This window comes from Streptomyces sp. NPDC004111, assembly GCF_042874215.1.
GTDB lineage: Bacteria > Actinomycetota > Actinomycetes > Streptomycetales > Streptomycetaceae > Streptomyces.
The window spans coordinates 159,467-178,283 of record NZ_JBIAMU010000011.1 but is presented as its reverse complement, the minus strand read 5'-3'; the positions used below and the strand labels follow the sequence as shown (position 1 = coordinate 178,283).

Genomic DNA, 18,817 nt, shown 5'->3' with positions numbered 1-18,817 from the left:
AGTCCTACGTGGGGAAAGTGGGGTCACCAGGCCATGCTGCCGCGCGTGGCCGCCGTGCGGCGCCCGGGGCCGGGGGCGCCGCACCGTTCGGGGACGGGTCAGCCCGCCGTTGTCGCCGGGCCTCCGTGGCACTCCCGGTACGCGTCGCCCGAGCCGCACCAGCAGGGGGCGGAGGCCAAGGGGGGCCAGGGGACCGCGCGGCCTCGTGCCGCCAGGGTGGTGGCGTATTCGGCCAGGAGGGACGGGGAGTCCGGGGACGTCCGTTCCGAGGCGGCGAAGGCTTCGTAGGAGGGGATGGAGCCGGTGACCACACCCAGGTTCGGGGTGCCGGCCGTGGAGAGTTCGCGGAGGGAGGACTCCACGGTGGCCAGGTGCTCGGTGTGGGTGGGCGGGTACTCGGCGGCCAGCGTGGGGTGGGTGGCGCGGAGCTCTTCGTACTCCGCGGCCGGCCAATGGAGGAGAGCGACCGGGAACGGGCGGGAGAGCGCCGCCCGGTAGGAGCCCAACTCCGCCTGGAGACGGGTGATTTCGGCCCGCAGTTCCGCCGGGTCCGAGGAGCCGAGGGCCCACAGGCGCTTGGGGTCGTGGAGTTCGTCCAGCGGCACCGGGCCCGGGTTGACCGTGTCCGCCAGGGCGTCCCAGCTGTCGTGCGCCTTGCCCAGCATCCGCCGTACCCGGTGCCGACCGGTGAGGAGCGGGCGGGTGGCGTACGGGACCTCGGACTCCGAGGGGTCCACGAGGAGGGTCAGGGACGTCGTGTACGCGTCGTGGGCCTGCTGGAGTTCGTCGTGGTTTTCGAGAGCCTCGGCGATCACTGCCCACGGCTGGGCGGTGCGCGGGGCGGCCGTGCGGATGCCGTCGATGATCGCGCGGGCCTCGGCCTCGTGGCCGTACTCCCAGAGGTTGGCCGCCTTGAGGGCCTTGATCAGGTGCGGGTCCTCGGGCGTGGTGGTGAGGAGCTGGTCGTAGAGGGTGGCCGCGCGGGCGCGGTCCCCGGAGAGTTCGAGGTGGGCCGCCGCCTGGAGGAGCAGGGGCTCCTGGTCCTCCGGGTACTGCGCCGCGGTGCGCAGCAGACGCTCGGCTTCGGTCGTGTGGTCGGCGGGCGAAGGCGTGTCGGGGCGCATGGTGGACACCGTACTGCTGTACGGGGCGTGGGTGAGAGGGTGCGGAACTTCGGGGCGGGGAGCGTTCTCGGGAGCAGCCTGGCGGGTGGCCCCCGCAGGGGCGGCCGTGGCCGCGGCGGAGGCGGCCGGTGCGGGGGCGGCGGAGGGTGTCGGGCGGTGCATGGCAGGAGCGTTCCCCGGTGGAGCGGCGGAGGAACGTCCGGGTGGTGGCGGAACCTCCGAGTGGTGGCGGAACCTCCGGTTAGTGGCTGATTCGGGTGCGGGGGGGCGGATGCGGGGGTGGGGACCTTTCGGTGGGGGTGGGTGAGTGGGTGAGTGGGTGAGGTGGTGGGTCCCTTCGGTGTTGGGCCCCTTCGGTGTGGGTTGGGGGTGTGCGGGCTCGGGCCCAGGCCGTTCGTGTCGTGCGGGGGACGGGCAATCGCGTTGTGGGGATGGTGACTTCGCGGGCTTGCGCCTAAGGTGCGCGCCGTGTTCAGGCGGCGGAGTGGGCGCGGTCCTCGGTACGGCGGTGGGTCGGGGCGTGGTGGGCGGCTTCGGTACGGCGGTCGGGTGGAGCGTGGTGGGCTGCTTCGGTACGGCGGTGGGTCGGAGCGTGGTCGGCGGCTTCGGTACCGCCGCGCTGTCGTGCGCAGTCGGAGTCCGTGGGCTCGGCGGCTTCGGCAGTGGTACGCGGGTGTCGTGGCCCGGAGCGGGCCCTCCGGTGGGCAGCGGTTTCGGCCCGGCCCCGGGGCGGCGGGGTCTTGGCGCCGGGCCAGGGTGGTGGGGTCTTCGGGGCCCTCCAGGGCGGTGGGGGCTTGGGACCGGACCAAGGCGGAGGAGGCTTTCGGCCCCTCCAGGGCGGCGGCGCCCTGGGGCCCGGCCAAGGCGGAGGAGTCTTCGGGCCCGTCCCGGTCGGCCGAGCCCCGGCGGTCGCCGCTTGCCCACGGTCTGTGGATCGGGGCCGAGTTCGCCGTCACCTGTGGCGTCGTACTGATGCTCCTGGTGGCGCACCAGCTGTGGTGGACCAACCAGGAGGCCAAGGGCGGGGCCCGCGACACCGTACGGGCCCTGGTGGAGGAGTGGGGGGCGATGCCCGCCGACGCCCCCGACGTCCCGCCGCCGCCCGCCGACGGTGCGGGGGAGAGCGGTGCGGGCGAGCCTCCCGCCGCCGTGCCCGGGAGCGCCGGCGCCCCGGATGTCGTACGGCAGCGGGAACAGTGGGAGGGCGGGCGCGGCAGTGGGGGGACGCGGCGGGTCGGGCCGCCCCGTTGGGACCAGGCGTACGCCGTCCTGCGGATCCCCAAGGTGGGCGTCGTGGCGCCGGTCGCCGCAGGCGTCAGCAAACGCGGGGTGCTCGACAAGGGTTACGTGGGGCACTACCCCGGGACCGCGCAGCCCGGCACCGCCGGGAACTTCGCCGTGGCCGGGCACCGCAACACCCACGGCGAGCCCTTCCGGTACATCAACCGGCTCCGCACGGGCGACGAGGTCGTGGTGGAGACCCGCGAGGCCGTCTACACGTACGTGGTCAGCGGCGGCATCGCGCAGACCTCGGCGCGGGACGTGGACGTCATCGGGGCCGTGCCGAGGAGCGGGGTCAAGCAGGGGTACGGATACCGCGAGCCGGGGTACTACCTCACGCTCACCACCTGCACCCCCGAGTTCACCTCCCGGTACCGGCTGGTGGTGTGGGGCAAGTTGGCGCGGGTGCGGCCCCGGTAAGCGCTGGAAGGCCCCGGCAGGTGCTGGTGCGTGCCGGGTCGGCCCCGTGGCCGGAGCGGCCGGCCGGGTTCGGCCGCCCGGTCCGGCTCGTGGCGCTCCGGCCCGGTTGCCCGGCCCCCTCCGCCGGACGGGCCGCTAGGGTCGCGGGCGTGCGAAGTGATCCAGATGATTCCGGTGGTGGCAGTGGAGGCCGTGGTGCCGGTGGCGCCAGTGCTGCCAGGAGAGCCGGTGGTGCCGGTGGTGCCAGTAGTGCCAGTGGTTCTGGCGAGGGGTCCCGGGGGCCAGGAGTGCCCAGTGGGACCGGCGCGCTCAGTGGGACCGGCGCTCCCGGCGCTCCCAGTGCGCCCAGCGAGACCGGCATGCCCAGCGCGTCCGGCGCCCCCGGCGCGCCCAGCACCCCCACCCACCCCCGTCCGCCCCATCTCCTCAAGCGGCGCCCGCAGTTGCTCTGGCTGCTCGTGCCCTATGTGCTCTACCTGGGCGCCCTGCCGCTGGTGAACCGGGTGCAGCCGGTGGTTCTCGGGCTGCCGTTCCTGTTCGTGTGGCTGCTCGGGGCCACTCTTCTCACGCCCGTCGCGGTGTGGCTGACCTGGCGGGGGGATCACCGGCGATGAGTTCCGCAGTGGTGGCGACGTCCATCTTCGGTGTCTTCATGGTGGGGACCGTCGGGCTCGGCCTGCTCGCCATGCGCGGGCGCGGGGGCGGGAGCGGCGGGCTCGCCGAGTGGTCGGTGGGCGGGCGCAGTCTGGGCGCCGTCTTCGTCTGGGTGTTGATGGCAGGGGAGGGCTACACGAGTTTCAGTTACCTCGGCGCCGCCGGGTGGGGGTACAACTACGGGGCGCCCGTCCTGTACGTCGTCGCCTACATGTCCTGCGGCTACGCCGTGGGGTACGTGGTGGGGCCGATGCTGTGGGCGTACGCGCGCTGGCACTCGCTCGTCGGGATCACCGACATGGTCGCCCACCGGTACGGGAAGAAGTGGCTGGGCGCGGTGGTCGCCGTGCTCGCCTCCGTCTTCCTGCTGCCGTACATCCAGTTGCAGATCACCGGAATGGGAGTGGTCGTCTCGACCATTTCGTATGGTGCCATCAGCCTCAACTGGGCCTATTTCATCGGATTCGCCGTCACCGTGGGATTCGTCGTGGTGAGCGGACTCCGGGGCAGTGCCTGGGTTTCGGTGCTGAAGGACGCGCTGGTGATTCTGACCCTGGGATTCCTGGCCGTTTACGTGCCGCTGCATTACTTCGGCGGATACGAGCCCTTCCTGGACCGGGTGGTCGCGGAGAAGCAGGAGTGGCTGACCTTCCCCGGGCACGGGGACAGCGGTTTCGGGCAGTGGTGGTTCATCACGACCTCCTTCCTGAACTCGCTGACCGTGGTGATCTTCCCGACCACCGTGGCCGGCTACCTCGGGGCCAAGTCCGCCGACGGGCTGCGGCGCAACGCGATCTGGCTGCCCGCGTACAACGTCCTGCTGTTCATCCCGATGCTGCTGGGCATCGCCGCCCTCTTCGTCGTCCCCGGGCTGGCCGGGGCCGACTCGAACCTGGCGCTGTTCAAGCTGGTCGTCGACTCGCTGCCGGCCTGGGCGGTGGGCGTCGTCGGAGTCGCCGCCGCGCTCTCCTCGATCGTGCCCATGGCCGTGTTCATGCTGGTCATCGGAACCATGTGGGGGCGCAGCGTGCTCGGGCTCGTGCCCAGGTGGCGGGGGCGGGAGAAGGCGGCCTCGCAGCTGGTCGTGGTCGTGGCGGGGGCGCTCGCGCTGGTGCTGACGTACACCGCGCCCAACACCCTGGTGCGGCTCTCGCTCATCTCCTACGAGGGCATGGCCCAGCTCCTGCCCATGCTGCTGCTGGGGCTGCTGTGGCGGAAGCTCACGCTCGCCGGGGCGCTGAGCGGGCTCGTGGTGGGGGTGGCGGCCGTGTGCCTGCTGGTGTTCACCGGGAACGATCCGGTGTGGGGAACCAATGCGGGAATTGTGGCGCTCGCGCTGAACCTTCTCGTCGCCCTCGCCGTCTCCTTCGGTGGGCCGGGCGAGCGCGACGAGCGGCCCGACGCCGACGTACTGGCCCGGGACCCGCACGGTGACCCACTGGCCAAGGACGGCGAGCTCGTGGCTCGCTGAGGACAGTCGCGTTACGTCGCGAGTGGCGGCGGGCGAGCGGTGAGTGCTGCGCGTGGTGCGCGGCACGGACGGAACGGAAGGAGGAACGGGCGTGATCAGGAACGCCGGGCGTGCGCGCTACGCACTGCTGATGTTCTTCCTGCTGGCCCAGGTCCTCTTCGACCTCGGCGGCTTCGGCTTCGCCGGTGCCGTCGCCCTCGCCGCCACCGCCACCGCCGGTGCCGCGCTCATCGCCTGCGCCGTCCTGGCCGGCCGCAGCGCGCCCGTCGTCCCGCGGACGAAGGTGCGCACCGCCATCCGCGACCGCGAGCGGCGCACCGCCTTCCTCGCGCAGCGCGATCCCGACGCGGCGGGCAGGCCACGCCCGCGTGCCCCGGGCCGTCTCTCCCCGACGGCCGCGTAGGGGTCCGCGCCCCGGTGGGGCGCGGGAGCAGTTCCGCTCCCGGTGGGGGCGGTGCCCCCAATTTCCGCCCGAGCCCCTCGTGGGTCGTCATACCGATTTCTTCCGCATTTCTTCGGTAGGACGAGACCCCCGGAGGGCTCTTTCCCATGTATTCCCTTTTCGCTTCCCTCGTGGAGGCGCTGGCCGGCCTGCTCGAACCGCTTTTCGCCGCCTCCGCCACCGCAGCCGCCATCGTCGCCTTCACCATGCTCGTACGTATCGCACTCCACCCGCTGGCCCGAGCCGCCGCACGCGGGGAGAAGGCCCGGCGGAAACTGGCTCCGCGACTGGCCGCCGTACGGAAGAAGCACGCGAAGAATCCGGAGCGGATGCAGAAGGAGATCCTGGCCCTGCACGCCGAGGAGAAGATCTCGCCGTTCGCGGGAATTCTCCCCACCCTTCTCCAGCTGCCGATCTTCTTCGTGATGTACCACGTGTTCTCCTCGGCGAAGGTCGGGGACGAGGCGAACGAACTGCTCGGGCACCGGCTGTTCGCCGCCCCGCTCGGGTCGCGCTGGGCCGACGCGCTGGCGGACGGCGGGGTCCTCGGCCCGCAGGGCGTGGTCTACGCGGGGCTGTTCCTGGTGATCGCGGCGGTCGCGACCTGGTCGTTCCTGCGGGCGAGGCGCAACGCGGCCGGCGCCGAGCTGCCGCAGCCGACGCTGGGCGCGGGCACGGCGAACACCCCCGGGACAGGGCTGCTGAAGTGGCTGCCGCTGCTGTCCTTCGGCACACTCGTCACCGCCGCCGTCGTACCGCTGGCCGCCGGGCTGTACGTGGCGACCACGACCGCCTGGACCGTGGCCGAACGGGCGTGGCTGCACCGGGAGCGGCCCGCCGACGGGCCCGCGCAGGCGCCCGCCGTGGAGAGGTCCAAGAAGGCCGGTCCCGTGGCGCGGGCGCGGTAGCGGCCGGTCCAGCCAGTGAACGTGGTCTTGCGCAGCGGGCCCCGACCTTGGAGGATCGAACAATTCTCCGGTGGCCGGGCCGCTCCACGACGGCCGGGTTGGGCGCGACCTTCGACCACGAGGAGACGACTGTGAAGCTGCTGCGTGTGGGCACCCCCGGGGCCGAACGGCCTGCCCTGCTCGACGAGGACGGCGTGACACTGCGCGACCTGTCCGGTCTGGTCGGCGACATCGACGGTGCCCTGCTGGCGGACCCGGCCGAGCTGGCGCGGATCCGCGAGGCGGCCGGTTCCGGCACGCTGCCCGTGCTCGACGCGACGGGGCTGCGGATCGGGCCGCCGCTGGGACGGATCGGGAAGATCGTCTGTATCGGGCTGAACTACCACGACCACGCGGCGGAGACCGGCCAGGCGATCCCCGAGGAACCCATCGTCTTCTTCAAGGCGCCGGACACGGTCGTCGGCCCGAACGACACCGTCCTGGTGCCCCGCGGCAGCGTGAAGACGGACTGGGAGGTCGAGCTGGCCGTCGTACTGGGCCGCACCGCCCGGTACCTGGACAGCGCGCGGGAGGGGCTGGCCTGCGTCGCCGGGTACGCCACCTCGCACGACGTCTCCGAGCGCGAGTTCCAGATAGAGCGGGGCGGCACCTGGGACAAGGGCAAGAACTGCGAGACGTTCAACCCACTGGGCCCGTGGCTGGTGACGGCCGACGAGGTGCCGGATCCGCAGAAGCTGGGCGTACGGCTGTGGGTGAACGGGGAACTGAAACAGGACGGCACCACCGCCGAGCAGATCTTCGGCGTGGGGGAGGTCGTGCGGTACGTGTCCCAGTTCATGACGCTCTACCCCGGGGACGTCATCAACACCGGGACGCCGGCGGGAGTGGCCATGGGCCAGGCCGAGCCGAAGCCGTACCTGCGGGCCGGGGACGTGGTGGAGCTGGAGGTGGAGGGGCTGGGACGCCAGCGGCAGGAGCTGAAGGGGGCGTAGCGGGCGGGGCCGGGGCCCGTGGCGGCCCCGGGCCCCACGCCGCTGGAGGGGTTCAGCGGAGGGTGACGGTGGTGCCCTCGCGGGCGGACTCCCGGGCGGCTTCCAGGACGTCCAGGGCGGCGGCTGCCTGGAGGGCGGTGACCGGGGGTTCCGCGCCTTCGCGGAGGCAGGCGGCGACGGCCGCGTAGTACGCCGGGTAGTCGCCCGGGGCGGTCGGGACCGGGGTGCCGCCGCCCGTCAGGGGCGACTCGCCCGAGCCCAGCCGGCCCCACAGCTCCTTCGGCTCCTCGCCCCACGGGGTGTCCGTCAGCGGGCGCCTGCCCTCGCGCAGCGCCGCCTCCTGGGGGTCCAGGCCGTACTTCACATAGCCCGCGCGCGAGCCCAGCACCCTGAAGCGCGGGCCGAGCTGCGCGGCCGTCGCGCTGACGTACAGGTGCGAGCGGACCCCGTTCGCGTGGGTCAGCGCGATGAACGTGTCGTCGTCGGCCTGCGCCCCCGGACGGCGTACGTCCGACTCCGCGTACACCTGCGTCGCCGGGCCGAAGAGGGTGAGCGCCTGGTCGACGACGTGGCTGCCCAGGTCGTAGAGGAGGCCGCCGATCTCCGCCGGGTCGCCGGACTCGCGCCAGCCGCCCTTCGGCTGCGGACGCCACCGCTCGAAGCGCGACTCGAAGCGCTGTACGTCGCCCAGTTCGCCGTCCGCGAGCAGCGCGCGCAGGGTGAGGAAGTCGTTGTCCCAGCGGCGGTTCTGGAAGACCGACAGCATCAGGCCGCGGTCGGCGGCCTGGGCCGCCAGCTCGCGGGCCTCGGCAGCCGTACCGGCCACCGGCTTGTCCACCACCACGGGCAGGCCCGCTTCGAGGGCCGCCCTCGCCAGCGCGACGTGCGTCTTGTTGGGGGAGGCGATGACGACCAGGTCCAGTTCGGCGGCCCGGTCCCACAGCTCCTGCGCCGCGGCGGCGAAACGCACCTCGGGGAACTCGGCGAGGGCCTGCTGCCTGCGCTCCTCGTTCGACGTGACGACCGTGTCGAGGACCAGGCCCTCGGTGGCCGCGATCATCGGGGCGTGGAAGACGGAACCGGCCAGTCCGTAGCCGATCAGGGCCACCCGGAGGGGTGCGGAGGAAGTGGTGCCAGGGGCAGCTGTGGGCGTCATGGTTTCCACTTAAACAACGGGTGGCGGCTTGTGCAAAAAGGTGGGCCGCCGGCGGGCTCGGCAGGAGGCGGCGAGGCGCGGGCGCGCTGGGCCGAACGGGCGGATTCCCGGGGCTGTTCGGTGGTACGGGGTGGTGGCGCGGCCGGTCCGGCGGGGACGCGTGGCAGGGTCACGCACCATGGCCCGCGGCGCGCGCGCCGGACGGCCCGGCGGGCCCGGTGGGTGGGCGTGCCGGGTCGGGGCGGTGGTTCCCGCAGGATCCCTGCCACCCCGGTCCCGTACCGCTCCGTTCCGTTCAACTCCGTTCCGTTCCGCTTCCGTCCCGTCATCTGGAGAGGCCCGCTCATGCGACTGCGCCGCGCGTTTGTGGCCGGAGTGACCGTCGCGGCACTCGCACCGGCCCCGGGTGCCGTGGCCGCCGCCGCTCCCGCACCGGTCGAGGGTGCCGCCGCCGCTCCGGCATTGGCCCCGGGTGCCGCCGTGCTCGCTCCCGCCGCCGACCAGCAGCAGCCCTCCTGCGGGGACCCGCGCAGCCCCGACTTCCCGCTGGGCACCCGTGTCCACGGCGGGCCCGGCACCTACCAGCCCGGCGGGGACAGCGCCGAGTGGTACGTCGACCTCGCCAACACCACCGATGCCGCCTGCCACGACATCCACCCGGTGCTCGTCCTCGTCGACGGCGCGCGCAAACTCCGCCCCGAACAGGTCCGGGCCGAGTTCCAGGACGCGAGCACCGGTGTCTGGCACGACGTCCCGGCGCTCCGTACCGACCGAGACGAGGTCATCGGGGTGTTCGGCGAGGGGCTGCCCGGATTCACCGTCGGCGCGGGCAGCACGCTCTCGGTGAAGGTCCGGCTCGGGTTCACCGAGGCGGCCCGGCGCAACACCGTCGTCGCGAACACCGCCGTCGTGCAGCGCAGGGGCGGCGACGGGGACTGGGTCGGCGAGTCCGGCGACTACCGCTTCGACCTCGACCCCGACCTTCCGACCGGCGGCGGTGGCGATAGCGGCGGCACCGGCGGCACCGGGGACGGCGGCTACGCGGCGGGCGCCGGCAGCCCCGCCGAACTCGCCCGGACGGGCCGGGGTTCCGTGGCCGGCCTCGGCACCGCCGCCGTCGCCCTCCTCCTCGGCGGTGGCGCGCTGGTGGCGGGAGCCCGACGGCCGCGCACCCCGCGAGGACGCTGACCGGACGGAACCCCACGGCCCCGTCCCGCCCCACCGCCCCGCCCGGTCCCGCCCGTCGTCCCGTGCGGCGCCCGCCCTGCCGTCCCGCCCGGCGCCCGCTCCGTCGCTCCGTCCCCCGGCGTCCGCCCCGCCGCCCCGCCAGGACCGTCGTATTCCGGACACCGGCGCCGCCGTACGGCCCGTGCCGGGCGTCCTCGGCCGGGTCGGTGGCCTCCGCCATCTGCGACGATCCCTGACGTGGACTACCCGAACACGCATCACCAGGACCCCGGCGCGCCCGTCCGGTCCGGCATCCCGGAGCACGGACGCATCCCCAAGTACTACGCGGTCAAGGCCCATCTCGCCGACCTGATCGGCGAGTTGGGCGAAGGTCAGCCGCTGCCCACCGAGCGCGACCTCGCCCTGCGCTACGAGGTCGCCCGGGACACGGTCCGCCAGGCACTGCGCGAACTGCTGCTGGAGGGACGGGTGCGACGGCAGGGGCGCAGCACCGTCGCCGCCGGCCCGAAGCTCGAACAGCCCCTCTCGTTGGCCAGCTATACAGAAGGAGTACGCCGGCAGGGCAGGCGGCCGGGGCGCAACCTGATCGGCCTGGAGCGCTTCCCCTGCCCGCCGCGCCTCGCGCCGGAGATCGGGGTGGAGCCCGGCGACCCGGTCTGGCACCTGGAGCGGGTGCTGCTCGCCGACAACGAGCGGGTGGGGCTGGAGAGTTGCTACGTCGCGGTGGAGCGGGTGCCCCGGCTCGACGCCGACTTCCGGCCGGACTCCTCCTTCTACGCCTACCTCCGCGAGGAGTGCGGAATCGCGCTCGGGCAGGGCGGGGAGCGGATCGAGACCGTGCTCGCCACCCCGCGCGAGGCGCTGCTGATCGGGACGCCGCCCGCGCTGCCGATGCTGCTGATGCACCGCTGGTCGCGCGACATGGCGGGCCGGCCGCTGGAGCGGGTGCGGATGCTCTTCCGGGGGGACCGGTTCAGCTTTACGACGCAGCTGAACTCGTAGCGGACGCCGGGGCGGGGGAGCGGCGGGAGCGGACCGCTCTGGTAACGGAAGCGTAACGGGTATGGGCCATCTTTGGGGGGCTGTTCACCGTGCCGTTGCCGAGCGGATCAGGACCGGCCATCCGCCCCGAGGAGCGTTGCCGCCGTGAGAGTCATAGTGGTGGGAGCCGGCGTGGTGGGAACCATGCACGCCTGGCAGGCAGTGGAACGCGGCCACGAGGTCGTACAGATCGAGCGCGAGAGCGAGGCGCGCGGCGCGAGTCTGCGCAACTTCGGCCAGATCTGGGTCAGTGGCCGGGCCGGGGGCGAGGAACTCGACACCGCGCTGCGCGCCCGCGAACTGTGGGAGGGCATCGGAGCCCGGGTCCCCGAGCTGGGCTTCAGGCCCAACGGCTCGCTGACCCCGGTCCGCACCGAGCTCGAACTCGGCGTCGCGGAGAGCGTGCTGGCCCGCGACGACGCCGCCGCGCGCGGCTACAAGCTGCTGACCGCCGACGAGGCGCGGGCCGTCAACCCCGCGCTGCGCGGCGACTTCCTCGGCGCGCTGTACTGCGAGCGGGACGCGGCCGTCGAACCCCGCACCGCCCAGCTCGCCCTCAAGCTCGCCCTGCTGGAGTCCGGCCGCTACACCTTCCTCGGCGGACGCGAGGTCCGCGAGGTGGTCGGCGAGGGCTCCGTACGGGACGACCACGGGGTCGTGCACCGGGGCGACCACGTCGTGCTGTGCACGGGGGCCTGGCTCGGCGGCCTGGTGCGCGAGCTGGTGCCGGACCTGCCGGTGCGGCGGGTGCGGCTCCAGATGATGCAGACCGAGCCGCTCGGCGAACCCCTCACCACCTCGGTGGCCGACGGCGACAGCTTCCGCTACTACCCCGCCTACGCGGGCGAGGCGCTGGACGCCCTCAACGCCGGACAGGCGCAGACGGCGACCGCCGCCGCCCACAAGATGCAGCTCCTGATGGTGCAGCGACGCGACGGCGGACTGACCATCGGCGACACCCACGAGTACGAGCACCCGTTCCGCTTCGATGTGGAGGAGGAGCCGTACGAGCACGTGCAGGCCGTCGCCGAGAGCTTCCTGGGCCGTCCGCTTCCGAAGATCCGGCGGCGCTGGGCCGGGGTGTACGCACAGTGCACCGACAAGAGCCGCGTGGTGCACCGCGAGCAGGTGCGCAGCGGCGTGTGGCTGGTGACCGGGCCCGGCGGACGCGGGATGACCTGCTCGCCGGCCATCGCAGAGAAGACCGCGAACGAACTGGGCTGGTGAGCACGACCATGAGCAACCACACCGACAACCGCGCCGAGCACCGCGCCGACCACCGCATCGGCCTCGTCGTCCTCGACATGGCCGGCACCACCGTCGCCGACGGCGGCCTCGTGGAGCAGGCCTTCGCCGCCGCCGCGACCCGCCTCGGCGTCGAGCCCGGCACCGCCGACTTCGACGCCAAGCTGGACTACGTCCGCAGGACCATGGGCGAGTCCAAGATCTCCGTCTTCCGGCACCTCTTCGGCGACGAGGAACTCGCCCGGCGCGCCAACACCGCCTTCGAGGAGGCGTACGGCGAACTCGTCGACGGCGGCCGGATCGCCGAGATACCCGGCGCCCGCGCCGCCGTCGAGAAGCTCACCGCCGAGGGCCGCACCGTCGTCCTGACCACCGGGTTCGCCCGGGTCACCCAGGACGCCATCCTCGCCGCCCTCGGCTGGCAGGACCTGGTCCCGCTCACCCTCTGCCCGGCCGACGCCGGCGGCCGGGGCCGCCCCTACCCGGACATGGTGCTCGCCGCCTTCCTGCGCACCAAAGCCGTCGCCGGCGTCGCGGACGTCGCGGTGCTCGGCGACACCTCGTACGACATGCTCAGCGGCGTACGCGCCGGGGCGGGCGTGGTCGGCGGCGTGCTGACCGGCGCCCACGGCCGCGACGACCTCCTCGCGCACGGCGCCACCCACGTCCTGCCCTCGGTCGCAGAACTGCCCGCGCTCCTCGCGGAGCTGGGACGATGAGCAGCGGCATCCGCTTCGACAAGGTCACCGTCCAGTACGGCGGCAACACCGTCCTGGACTCGCTGGAGCTGACCGTGGAGCCCGGCGAGGTCATGGCGCTCCTCGGCCCCTCCGGCTCCGGCAAGACGACCGCGCTGCGGGCCGTCGCGGGCTTCGTCCGGCCGGTCTCCGGGCGGGTGTTCATCGGCGGGCGCGACATCACCTCGCTGCCGCCGCACCGGCGCGGCATCGGCATGGTCGTCCAGCAGTACGCCCTCTTCCCGCACCTGAAGGTCGAGGACAACGTCGCCTTCGGACTCAAGGCGCAGAAGGTCCCCAGGGCGGAGATCCCCGGCCGGGTCGCCGAAGCGCTGGAGATGACCGGGATGGCCTCCTACGCCGCCCGCTACCCGCGCGAACTCTCCGGCGGCCAGCAGCAGCGCGTCGCCATCGCCCGCGCGCTCGCCATCCGCCCCAACGTCCTCCTCCTCGACGAGCCGCTCTCCGCGCTCGACGCCCAGCTCCGCTCCGGGATGCTCGCCGAACTGGCCAGGCTGCACCGCGAGCTGCCGGACGTCTCCATCCTGTACGTCACCCACGACCAGGTCGAGGCGCTCACCCTGGCCGACCGGATCGCCGTCATGGACAAGGCCCGCCTCCAGGACTGCGGCACCCCGCAGGACCTGTACCGCAGGCCGCGCACCGAGTTCACCGCGTCCTTCGTCGGCAACGCCAACCTCCTCCCGGTGAAGGTCGGTTCGGGCTCGGTCACCCTGCGCTCCACCGTCCTCAAGGTCAGCACCGAAGGCGTCGCGCCCGGCGCGTCCGCCACCCTGTGCGTCCGCCCCCACCTCGTCGGACTCGGGGAGGACGGACCCAACGCCCTGCGCGGCACCATCGCCGAGGTCCAGTGGCGCGGCTCCACCCACCGGCTGTACGTCGACGTCGGCGGACCGGACGGGGCAGGCGGCCACCGCGTCAAGGCCGACGTACGGGAACTGCGCGAGACGCCCGCGCTCGGCAGCGAGGTCACCCTGCACTTCGCCCCCGAGGACGCGGTGCTGCTGGGCGCGGACGTCGGCGGGGCCCGGGACCGGGAGCCGGTCTCTGCCGCGGGGGTGTCCGATGGCTAGCGCCACGCTGAGCCCGCCGCTCGCCCAGCAGGACGCCAAGCCGCCCCGGAGCGTGCCCCGCTGGGTGTGGGCGCTGCCGCCCGTCGCGGTCCTCGGACTGGTCTTCCTCTACCCGCTGGCCCTCGTGGTGCAGCAGTCCTTCCTCACCGAGGACGGGACCCTCTCCACCGGGCCCTACGCGGACGTCTTCGCCTCCGAGGCGTTCCGCGAGGCGCTCACCACCACCGTCCTGCTCGCGGTCGGCGCCACCGTCGGCTGCCTGGTGCTGGGCTTCCTGCTGGCGCTGATCATCGCCTTCGTCCCCTTCCCGGGGGGCCGGGCGGTCGCCAAGTTCATCGACGTCTTCCTCTCCTTCCCCTCCTTCCTCATCACCCTCGCGCTGCTGTTCATCTACGGCACGGTCGGCATGGCCAACGGGGTGTGGACCGGGGTCACCGGCGCGGCGGAGGGCCCCTTCCACTTCCTCACCACACCGTGGGGGGTGCTGCTCGCGGAGATCACGTACTTCACCCCGTTCGTGATGCGCCCGCTGCTCGCCGCCTTCTCCCAACTGGACACCGCACAGCTGGAGGTGGCGTCCTCGCTCGGGGCGCGCACCGGCCGGATCGTACGGCAGGTGATCCTGCCCGAGTCGCTGCCCGCGCTCGCCGCCGGCGGCTCCCTCGTCCTGGTGATGTGCCTCAATGAGTTCGGCATCGTGCTCTTCACCGGCGCCAAGGGCGTCACCACCCTGCCGATGCTCGTCTACAGCAAGGCGATCCTGGAGTCGGACTACACCGCCGCCTGTGTCGTCGCCGTCGTCAACGTCGTGATCTCCGTCGGGCTCTACAGCCTCTACCGGGTGGTGAGCCGTCGTGTTGGTGCATAGCCGAACGGGCAAGTGGGCCACCTGGGCGCTCTTCCTGGTCCTCTTCCTTCCGCTCTTCGCGCTGCCGATGCTGGTCATCGTCGCCGCGTCGTTCTCCACCCACTGGTCGGGGGCGTTCCCCTCGGGCGCCACCACCGGGAACTACGGGGCCGCCGTACGCGGCGAATCCCTCCAGGCACTCACCACCAGCCTCGTCACCGCCGTCGTCGCCAGCGTCCTGGCGCTCGTCCTCGGCAGCTGGGCGGCGCTCGCCGCCGCGGCGCTGAAGAAGCGCGGCAAGCGGGTGCTGGACGCGCTGTTCATGCTGCCGGTCGCGGTGCCCTCGGTGGTCGTCGGGCTCGCGGTGCTGGTCGCCTTCTCCCAGCCCCCGTTCCTCCTCAACGGCACCCGCTGGATCGTCGTCCTGGCGCACACCATCCTGGTCACCGCCTTCGCCTACCAGTCGGTCTCGGCGGCGATCGTCCGGCTGGACCCGGTGTACGAGCAGGCCGCGGCCTCGCTCGGCGCCCGGCCCGCCCACGTCCTGTGGCGGGTGAAGCTCCCCCTGCTGCTGCCCTCGCTCAACGCGGCGGCCGGACTCTGCTTCGCCCTGTCCATGGGCGAGCTGAGCGCCACGATGATGCTCTACCCGCCGGACTGGATGCCGCTGCCGGTGCAGATCTTCACCGCCACCGACCGGGGCTCGCTGTTCACCGGCTCCGCCGTCGCGGTCGTCCTCATGGGCACCACGCTGCTCGTCCTGCTCGCGGTCTCCCGCATCCGCACCCGGGCCTCCTACCGCTGACCCGGCACGCCCCGACCCACCCCCTTCTCCGCCCACCTCCCCAGGAGACATCAGTCGCCATGCGCAACCGCCACCTGCTCAAGCCGATCGCCGCCGTCACCGGCGCCCTCGCCCTCGCCGCCGGCCTCACCGGATGCGGCGGCTCCTCGGCCGCCTCCTCCGACGAGAAGACCGTCACCGTCTACAGCGCCGACGGACTCAAGGGCGAGAAGGGCGACGGCTGGTACGACAAGGTCTTCAAGGACTTCGAGGCGAAGACCGGCATCAAGGTCAAGTACGTGGAGGGCGGCTCCGGCGAGATGGTGCAGCGCGCCGTCCGCGAGAAGTCCAACACCCAGGCCGACGTCATCGTCACCCTGCCGCCGTTCATCCAGCAGGCCGGCTCCAAGGGGCTGCTCCAGAAGTACGAACCGGCCGGCTCCGACAAGGTCAACGGCGCCGACAAGTCCACCGACGGCACCTGGACCTCCGTCGTGAACAACTACTTCGGCTTCATCAAGAACAAGAAGGAACTCCCCGGCGACACCCCCAGGACCTGGGAGGACCTGCTGGACGGCAAGTACAGGGGCAAGCTCCAGTACTCCACCCCCGGCGTCGCGGGCGACGGCACGGCCGTGGTCATCAAGGCCATGCACGACTTCGGCGGCAAGGAGCCCGCCATGGCCTACCTGAAGAAGCTCCAGGCCAACAACGTCGGCCCGTCCTCCTCCACCTCCAAGCTGGCCCCCAAGGTCGACAAGGGCGAGATCCTGGTCGCCAACGGCGACGTACAGATGAACTTCGCACAGTCCAAGTCCGCCCCCAACCTGGGCATCTGGTTCCCCGCCGGGCCCGGCGGCAAGCGGACCACCTTCGCCCTCCCGTACGCGGCGGGCCTGGTCGACAAGGCCCCGCACACCGAGAACGGCAAGAAGCTCCTCGACTTCATGCTCACCGAGGGCGCCCAGAAGGACGTCAGCTCCGTCGGCGGCGGCTTCCCCGCCCGCACGGACGTCAAGCCGACCGACGCCAACGCCATCGAACTCACCCGGATCATCGACGGCGTCGAGATCTTCGAACCCGACTGGGCCGACATCGACAAGAACCTCAAGGACTACGTCGAGGCCTGGAAGACGGCCACCGGCAGCTGAGCACCCCGGCGGCCCCGGGGGAGGGGCCGGACTTCGCCCGGCACCGTACGACATGGGCCGACCTGCCCCTCCCCGGGGGACCAAAGTCCCCAATTTCCGGAACCGGTTGATGCGTGACGGCGGTACGCGTCAGAATCCGGCATGGCCCTCGTCACCCCCGCCTCCCCCTCCCCGGCACCCGGTCTCCCCGAGTACCCCCACCACTGGGCACTCGTGGACGTGGAGACCTCGGGACGCGTGGCGCGACGCGACCGGGTGCTGTCCGTCGCGGTGATCACGCTCGGCCCGGACGGGCTGCGGACCGGCGAGTTCGCCACCCTGGTCGACCCCGGCCCGGACTGCGACCCGGGCCCGGTCGAGGTGCACGGGCTGACCCGGGAGCGGCTGCGCGGCGCACCGGCCTTCGCCGACGTGGCCGGGCGGATCGCGGAACTCCTCCAGGACCGGGTGCTGGTGGCGCACAACGCGCAGTTCGACTACGACTTCCTCGCCCACGAGTTCGCCAGGGCCCGGCAGTGGCTGCCGGTCGCCCAGCGGCTGTGCACCCTCGCCCTCAACCGCCGCGTCGACCCGCCCACGGCGGACCTCCGGCTCGGCACCCTCGCCGCGCACTACGGCGTACCGCGGCACGCGGCGCACGACGCGCTCGACGACACCCGGGTGCTCGCCGGAATCCTGCGCGCCACCCTGCGCGAGGCCGGGCGGCTGGACCTGCCCCTGCCGCTGGTGTCCTGCCCGCCCCGGCAGGACGCGCGGTTCGCGCCCCAGCCCCCGAAGACGCCGTGCCCCTACAGCAACCCCGGCCGGTACGTCGCGGGCGGACAGCTGGTCCAGGGCATGAAGGTGGCCGTCACGGGGGAGACGGCGACCGCGCGCGCCGAACTGGTCGCCCGCTCGGTGGCCGCCGGACTCAACGTGATGAGTACCGTCAGCAGGCACACCAGCCTCCTCGTCGCCAACGACTGGGGCGCGGCGACCAGCAAGGCCCGCAAGGCGCTGGAGCACGGCGTGCCGGTGGTCGACGAGAGCACCTTCCTGCGGCTGCTGGGCGGGGTGCGGGAGGGCGACGCGCACGAACCGGGACCCGGCGGCGCGGCGGGTCCGCCCTTCGCGGAGCCGCTGGTGGCACCGGTCGTCCTCACGGACCCGCCGGACGCGGCACGGGGCGTGCCCGGCCCCCGTACCCCGGCCGACGACCTTCCGGCGCCGGCGGCCGGACCCGCGCCCGCCCGCCCCGCGGCACCCCCGCGGCGTCCGGGCCGCCGGGTCGCCGGACCGCTGGCCGGCCGCCGCGTGCTCGTCCTCGGCGGTACGCACCCGCAGGCCTCCGCCGCCCGGGTGCGCGTGGTGGAACTGGGTGCCGCCGCGGCGGTGAACCTCTCGGCGAGCGTCACCGACGTCGTCCTGCTGCCCGGCGGCGAACAGGACCGCCGGATGCGGCGGATCACCGCGCTGGCCGTCCCCACGCACCCCGCGCACTGGCTCGACGCGCCGACGCCGCCCGCCGGTGCGGGCGAGAGGCGCACCGACGGAGGGCAGGGCCCGCAGGTGCTGCCCAGGGGAGGGGTGGTGGACCTCGTCGACCCGTCGGCGACGGCCGGCTGGCAGGTCACCGCTGCGTGGGGGCAGCAGTCCACCTGCGAGATCGACCTGGTGGCGTTCCTCGTCGACGAGGAGGACCAGGTCGCCCGCGACGAGAACTTCGTGTTCTACAGCGCCCCGGAGTCCCCGGACGGCGCGGTCCGGCTGTGCACCGACGGACCCACCGAGCAGTCCTTCGTGGTGGACACGGCCGCACTGCCCGCCGCCGTGCGCAAGGTGATCGTGGCCGCCGCGATCGACGGCGAGGAGACCTTCGGCGCGGTGGGCGCGGTCCAGTTCACCGTCGGCCCCGGCGGCGGCGCGGAGCCGCTCGCCCAGGCCGTACTGGACGCCGCGACCACCGAACGCACCATGCTCGTCGCGGAGGTCTACCGCCGCGGACCCCTGTGGCGGTGCCGCGCCGTCGGCCAGGGGTACGACCACGGCCTCGCCGAACTGGCCGTGCAGCACGGCGTGGACGTGGCCGAGGACTGAAGGACGGCCCCGCGACACACCGGGGCCCGAGCCCCCACCCGCCCCAACCCCCCGGCGGGCGGGGGCTCTTGCCCCCTCCCGCCGAGGGTCCGGCGTGCCGATGTCCGCGTCGCGCAGCCGGTTCGACGTCTGCCGGTAACCATTCGGCCAAGGTTGGCTGTCAGGGTCTGGACCAGTCGCTGATATCACGTCAAGGTAACGGGTCT

The 18,817-nt window shown here is 73.2% G+C and carries 17 protein-coding genes; 15 read left to right on the top strand and 2 right to left on the bottom strand.

The annotated features are described in order from the left end of the window. Nucleotides 1-98 precede the first annotated feature (98 nt). The gene (locus ACFYVL_RS22415; RefSeq protein ID WP_389247682.1) at nucleotides 99-1,124 is read right to left on the bottom strand and encodes an SEC-C metal-binding domain-containing protein; all 1,026 of its coding nucleotides are present in this window, start codon (nucleotides 1,122-1,124) and stop codon (nucleotides 99-101) included. Nucleotides 1,125-1,910: 786 nt separating this feature from the next. On the opposite strand from ACFYVL_RS22415, the gene ACFYVL_RS22410 reads away from it, so the two are divergent. The 6 genes from ACFYVL_RS22410 to ACFYVL_RS22385 all read left to right on the top strand — a co-directional run bounded on the left by ACFYVL_RS22410 (nucleotide 1,911) and on the right by ACFYVL_RS22385 (nucleotide 7,292). Continuing rightward, entirely contained in the window at nucleotides 1,911-2,825 is a 915-nt protein-coding gene (locus tag ACFYVL_RS22410; RefSeq protein ID WP_389247439.1) for a class E sortase, read from the top strand. Nucleotides 2,826-3,277: 452 nt separating this feature from the next. Further along, entirely contained in the window at nucleotides 3,278-3,439 is a 162-nt protein-coding gene (locus tag ACFYVL_RS22405) for a DUF3311 domain-containing protein (protein WP_389247680.1), read from the top strand. Continuing rightward, nucleotides 3,436-4,950: a sodium:solute symporter gene (locus tag ACFYVL_RS22400; RefSeq protein WP_389247437.1), complete on the top strand. Its 1,515-nt coding sequence runs from the start codon at nucleotides 3,436-3,438 to the stop codon at nucleotides 4,948-4,950. The genes ACFYVL_RS22405 and ACFYVL_RS22400 overlap by 4 nt, the downstream gene beginning before the upstream one ends. Nucleotides 4,951-5,080: 130 nt before the next feature. Further along, nucleotides 5,081-5,353 carry a DUF6412 domain-containing protein gene (locus tag ACFYVL_RS22395; protein ID WP_389247678.1) on the top strand — a complete coding sequence of 91 codons (273 nt, stop codon included), beginning with the start codon at nucleotides 5,081-5,083 and terminating at the stop codon, nucleotides 5,351-5,353. Between the two features lie 146 nt (nucleotides 5,354-5,499). Continuing rightward, complete coding sequence (locus ACFYVL_RS22390; RefSeq protein ID WP_389247435.1) at nucleotides 5,500-6,300, top strand: YidC/Oxa1 family membrane protein insertase; 801 nt, start codon at nucleotides 5,500-5,502, stop codon at nucleotides 6,298-6,300. Between the two features lie 131 nt (nucleotides 6,301-6,431). Continuing rightward, entirely contained in the window at nucleotides 6,432-7,292 is an 861-nt protein-coding gene (locus ACFYVL_RS22385) for a fumarylacetoacetate hydrolase family protein (RefSeq protein ID WP_389247433.1), read from the top strand. 52 nt (nucleotides 7,293-7,344) lie between these two features. Here the strand turns inward: ACFYVL_RS22385 and ACFYVL_RS22380 are convergent, their stop codons facing one another. Further along, complete coding sequence (locus tag ACFYVL_RS22380) at nucleotides 7,345-8,448, bottom strand: Gfo/Idh/MocA family oxidoreductase (protein ID WP_389247431.1); 1,104 nt, start codon at nucleotides 8,446-8,448, stop codon at nucleotides 7,345-7,347. Nucleotides 8,449-8,793: 345 nt separating this feature from the next. Here ACFYVL_RS22380 and ACFYVL_RS22375 point away from each other — a divergent pair, with 345 nt between their 5' ends. The 9 genes from ACFYVL_RS22375 (at nucleotide 8,794) to ACFYVL_RS22335 (ending at nucleotide 18,611) form a co-directional block, all read left to right on the top strand. After that, nucleotides 8,794-9,636, top strand: coding sequence for a hypothetical protein (locus ACFYVL_RS22375; protein ID WP_389247429.1), 843 nt, complete (start codon nucleotides 8,794-8,796; stop codon nucleotides 9,634-9,636). Between the two features lie 237 nt (nucleotides 9,637-9,873). Then, entirely contained in the window at nucleotides 9,874-10,638 is a 765-nt protein-coding gene (locus ACFYVL_RS22370; RefSeq protein WP_389247427.1) for a GntR family transcriptional regulator, read from the top strand. A 144-nt stretch (nucleotides 10,639-10,782) separates the two neighbouring features. Continuing rightward, entirely contained in the window at nucleotides 10,783-11,904 is a 1,122-nt protein-coding gene (locus ACFYVL_RS22365) for a TIGR03364 family FAD-dependent oxidoreductase (RefSeq protein WP_389247425.1), read from the top strand. Between the two features lie 8 nt (nucleotides 11,905-11,912). After that, nucleotides 11,913-12,641 carry an HAD family hydrolase gene (locus ACFYVL_RS22360; RefSeq protein ID WP_389247423.1) on the top strand — a complete coding sequence of 243 codons (729 nt, stop codon included), beginning with the start codon at nucleotides 11,913-11,915 and terminating at the stop codon, nucleotides 12,639-12,641. Further along, a complete protein-coding gene (locus ACFYVL_RS22355) occupies nucleotides 12,638-13,753 on the top strand; it encodes an ABC transporter ATP-binding protein (protein WP_389247421.1) in 1,116 nt (371 codons plus the stop codon). The genes ACFYVL_RS22360 and ACFYVL_RS22355 overlap by 4 nt, the downstream gene beginning before the upstream one ends. Further along, nucleotides 13,746-14,621: a 2-aminoethylphosphonate ABC transporter permease subunit gene (locus ACFYVL_RS22350; protein WP_389247419.1), complete on the top strand. Its 876-nt coding sequence runs from the start codon at nucleotides 13,746-13,748 to the stop codon at nucleotides 14,619-14,621. Before ACFYVL_RS22355 ends, ACFYVL_RS22350 begins: the two co-directional genes overlap by 8 nt. Continuing rightward, nucleotides 14,608-15,405 carry an ABC transporter permease gene (locus ACFYVL_RS22345; RefSeq protein ID WP_389247416.1) on the top strand — a complete coding sequence of 266 codons (798 nt, stop codon included), beginning with the start codon at nucleotides 14,608-14,610 and terminating at the stop codon, nucleotides 15,403-15,405. Before ACFYVL_RS22350 ends, ACFYVL_RS22345 begins: the two co-directional genes overlap by 14 nt. 59 nt (nucleotides 15,406-15,464) lie before the next feature. Further along, nucleotides 15,465-16,535: a 2-aminoethylphosphonate ABC transporter substrate-binding protein gene (locus tag ACFYVL_RS22340; protein ID WP_389247414.1), complete on the top strand. Its 1,071-nt coding sequence runs from the start codon at nucleotides 15,465-15,467 to the stop codon at nucleotides 16,533-16,535. A 141-nt stretch (nucleotides 16,536-16,676) separates the two neighbouring features. Then, nucleotides 16,677-18,611, top strand: coding sequence for a TerD family protein (locus ACFYVL_RS22335; protein ID WP_389247411.1), 1,935 nt, complete (start codon nucleotides 16,677-16,679; stop codon nucleotides 18,609-18,611). Nucleotides 18,612-18,817 lie beyond the last annotated feature (206 nt).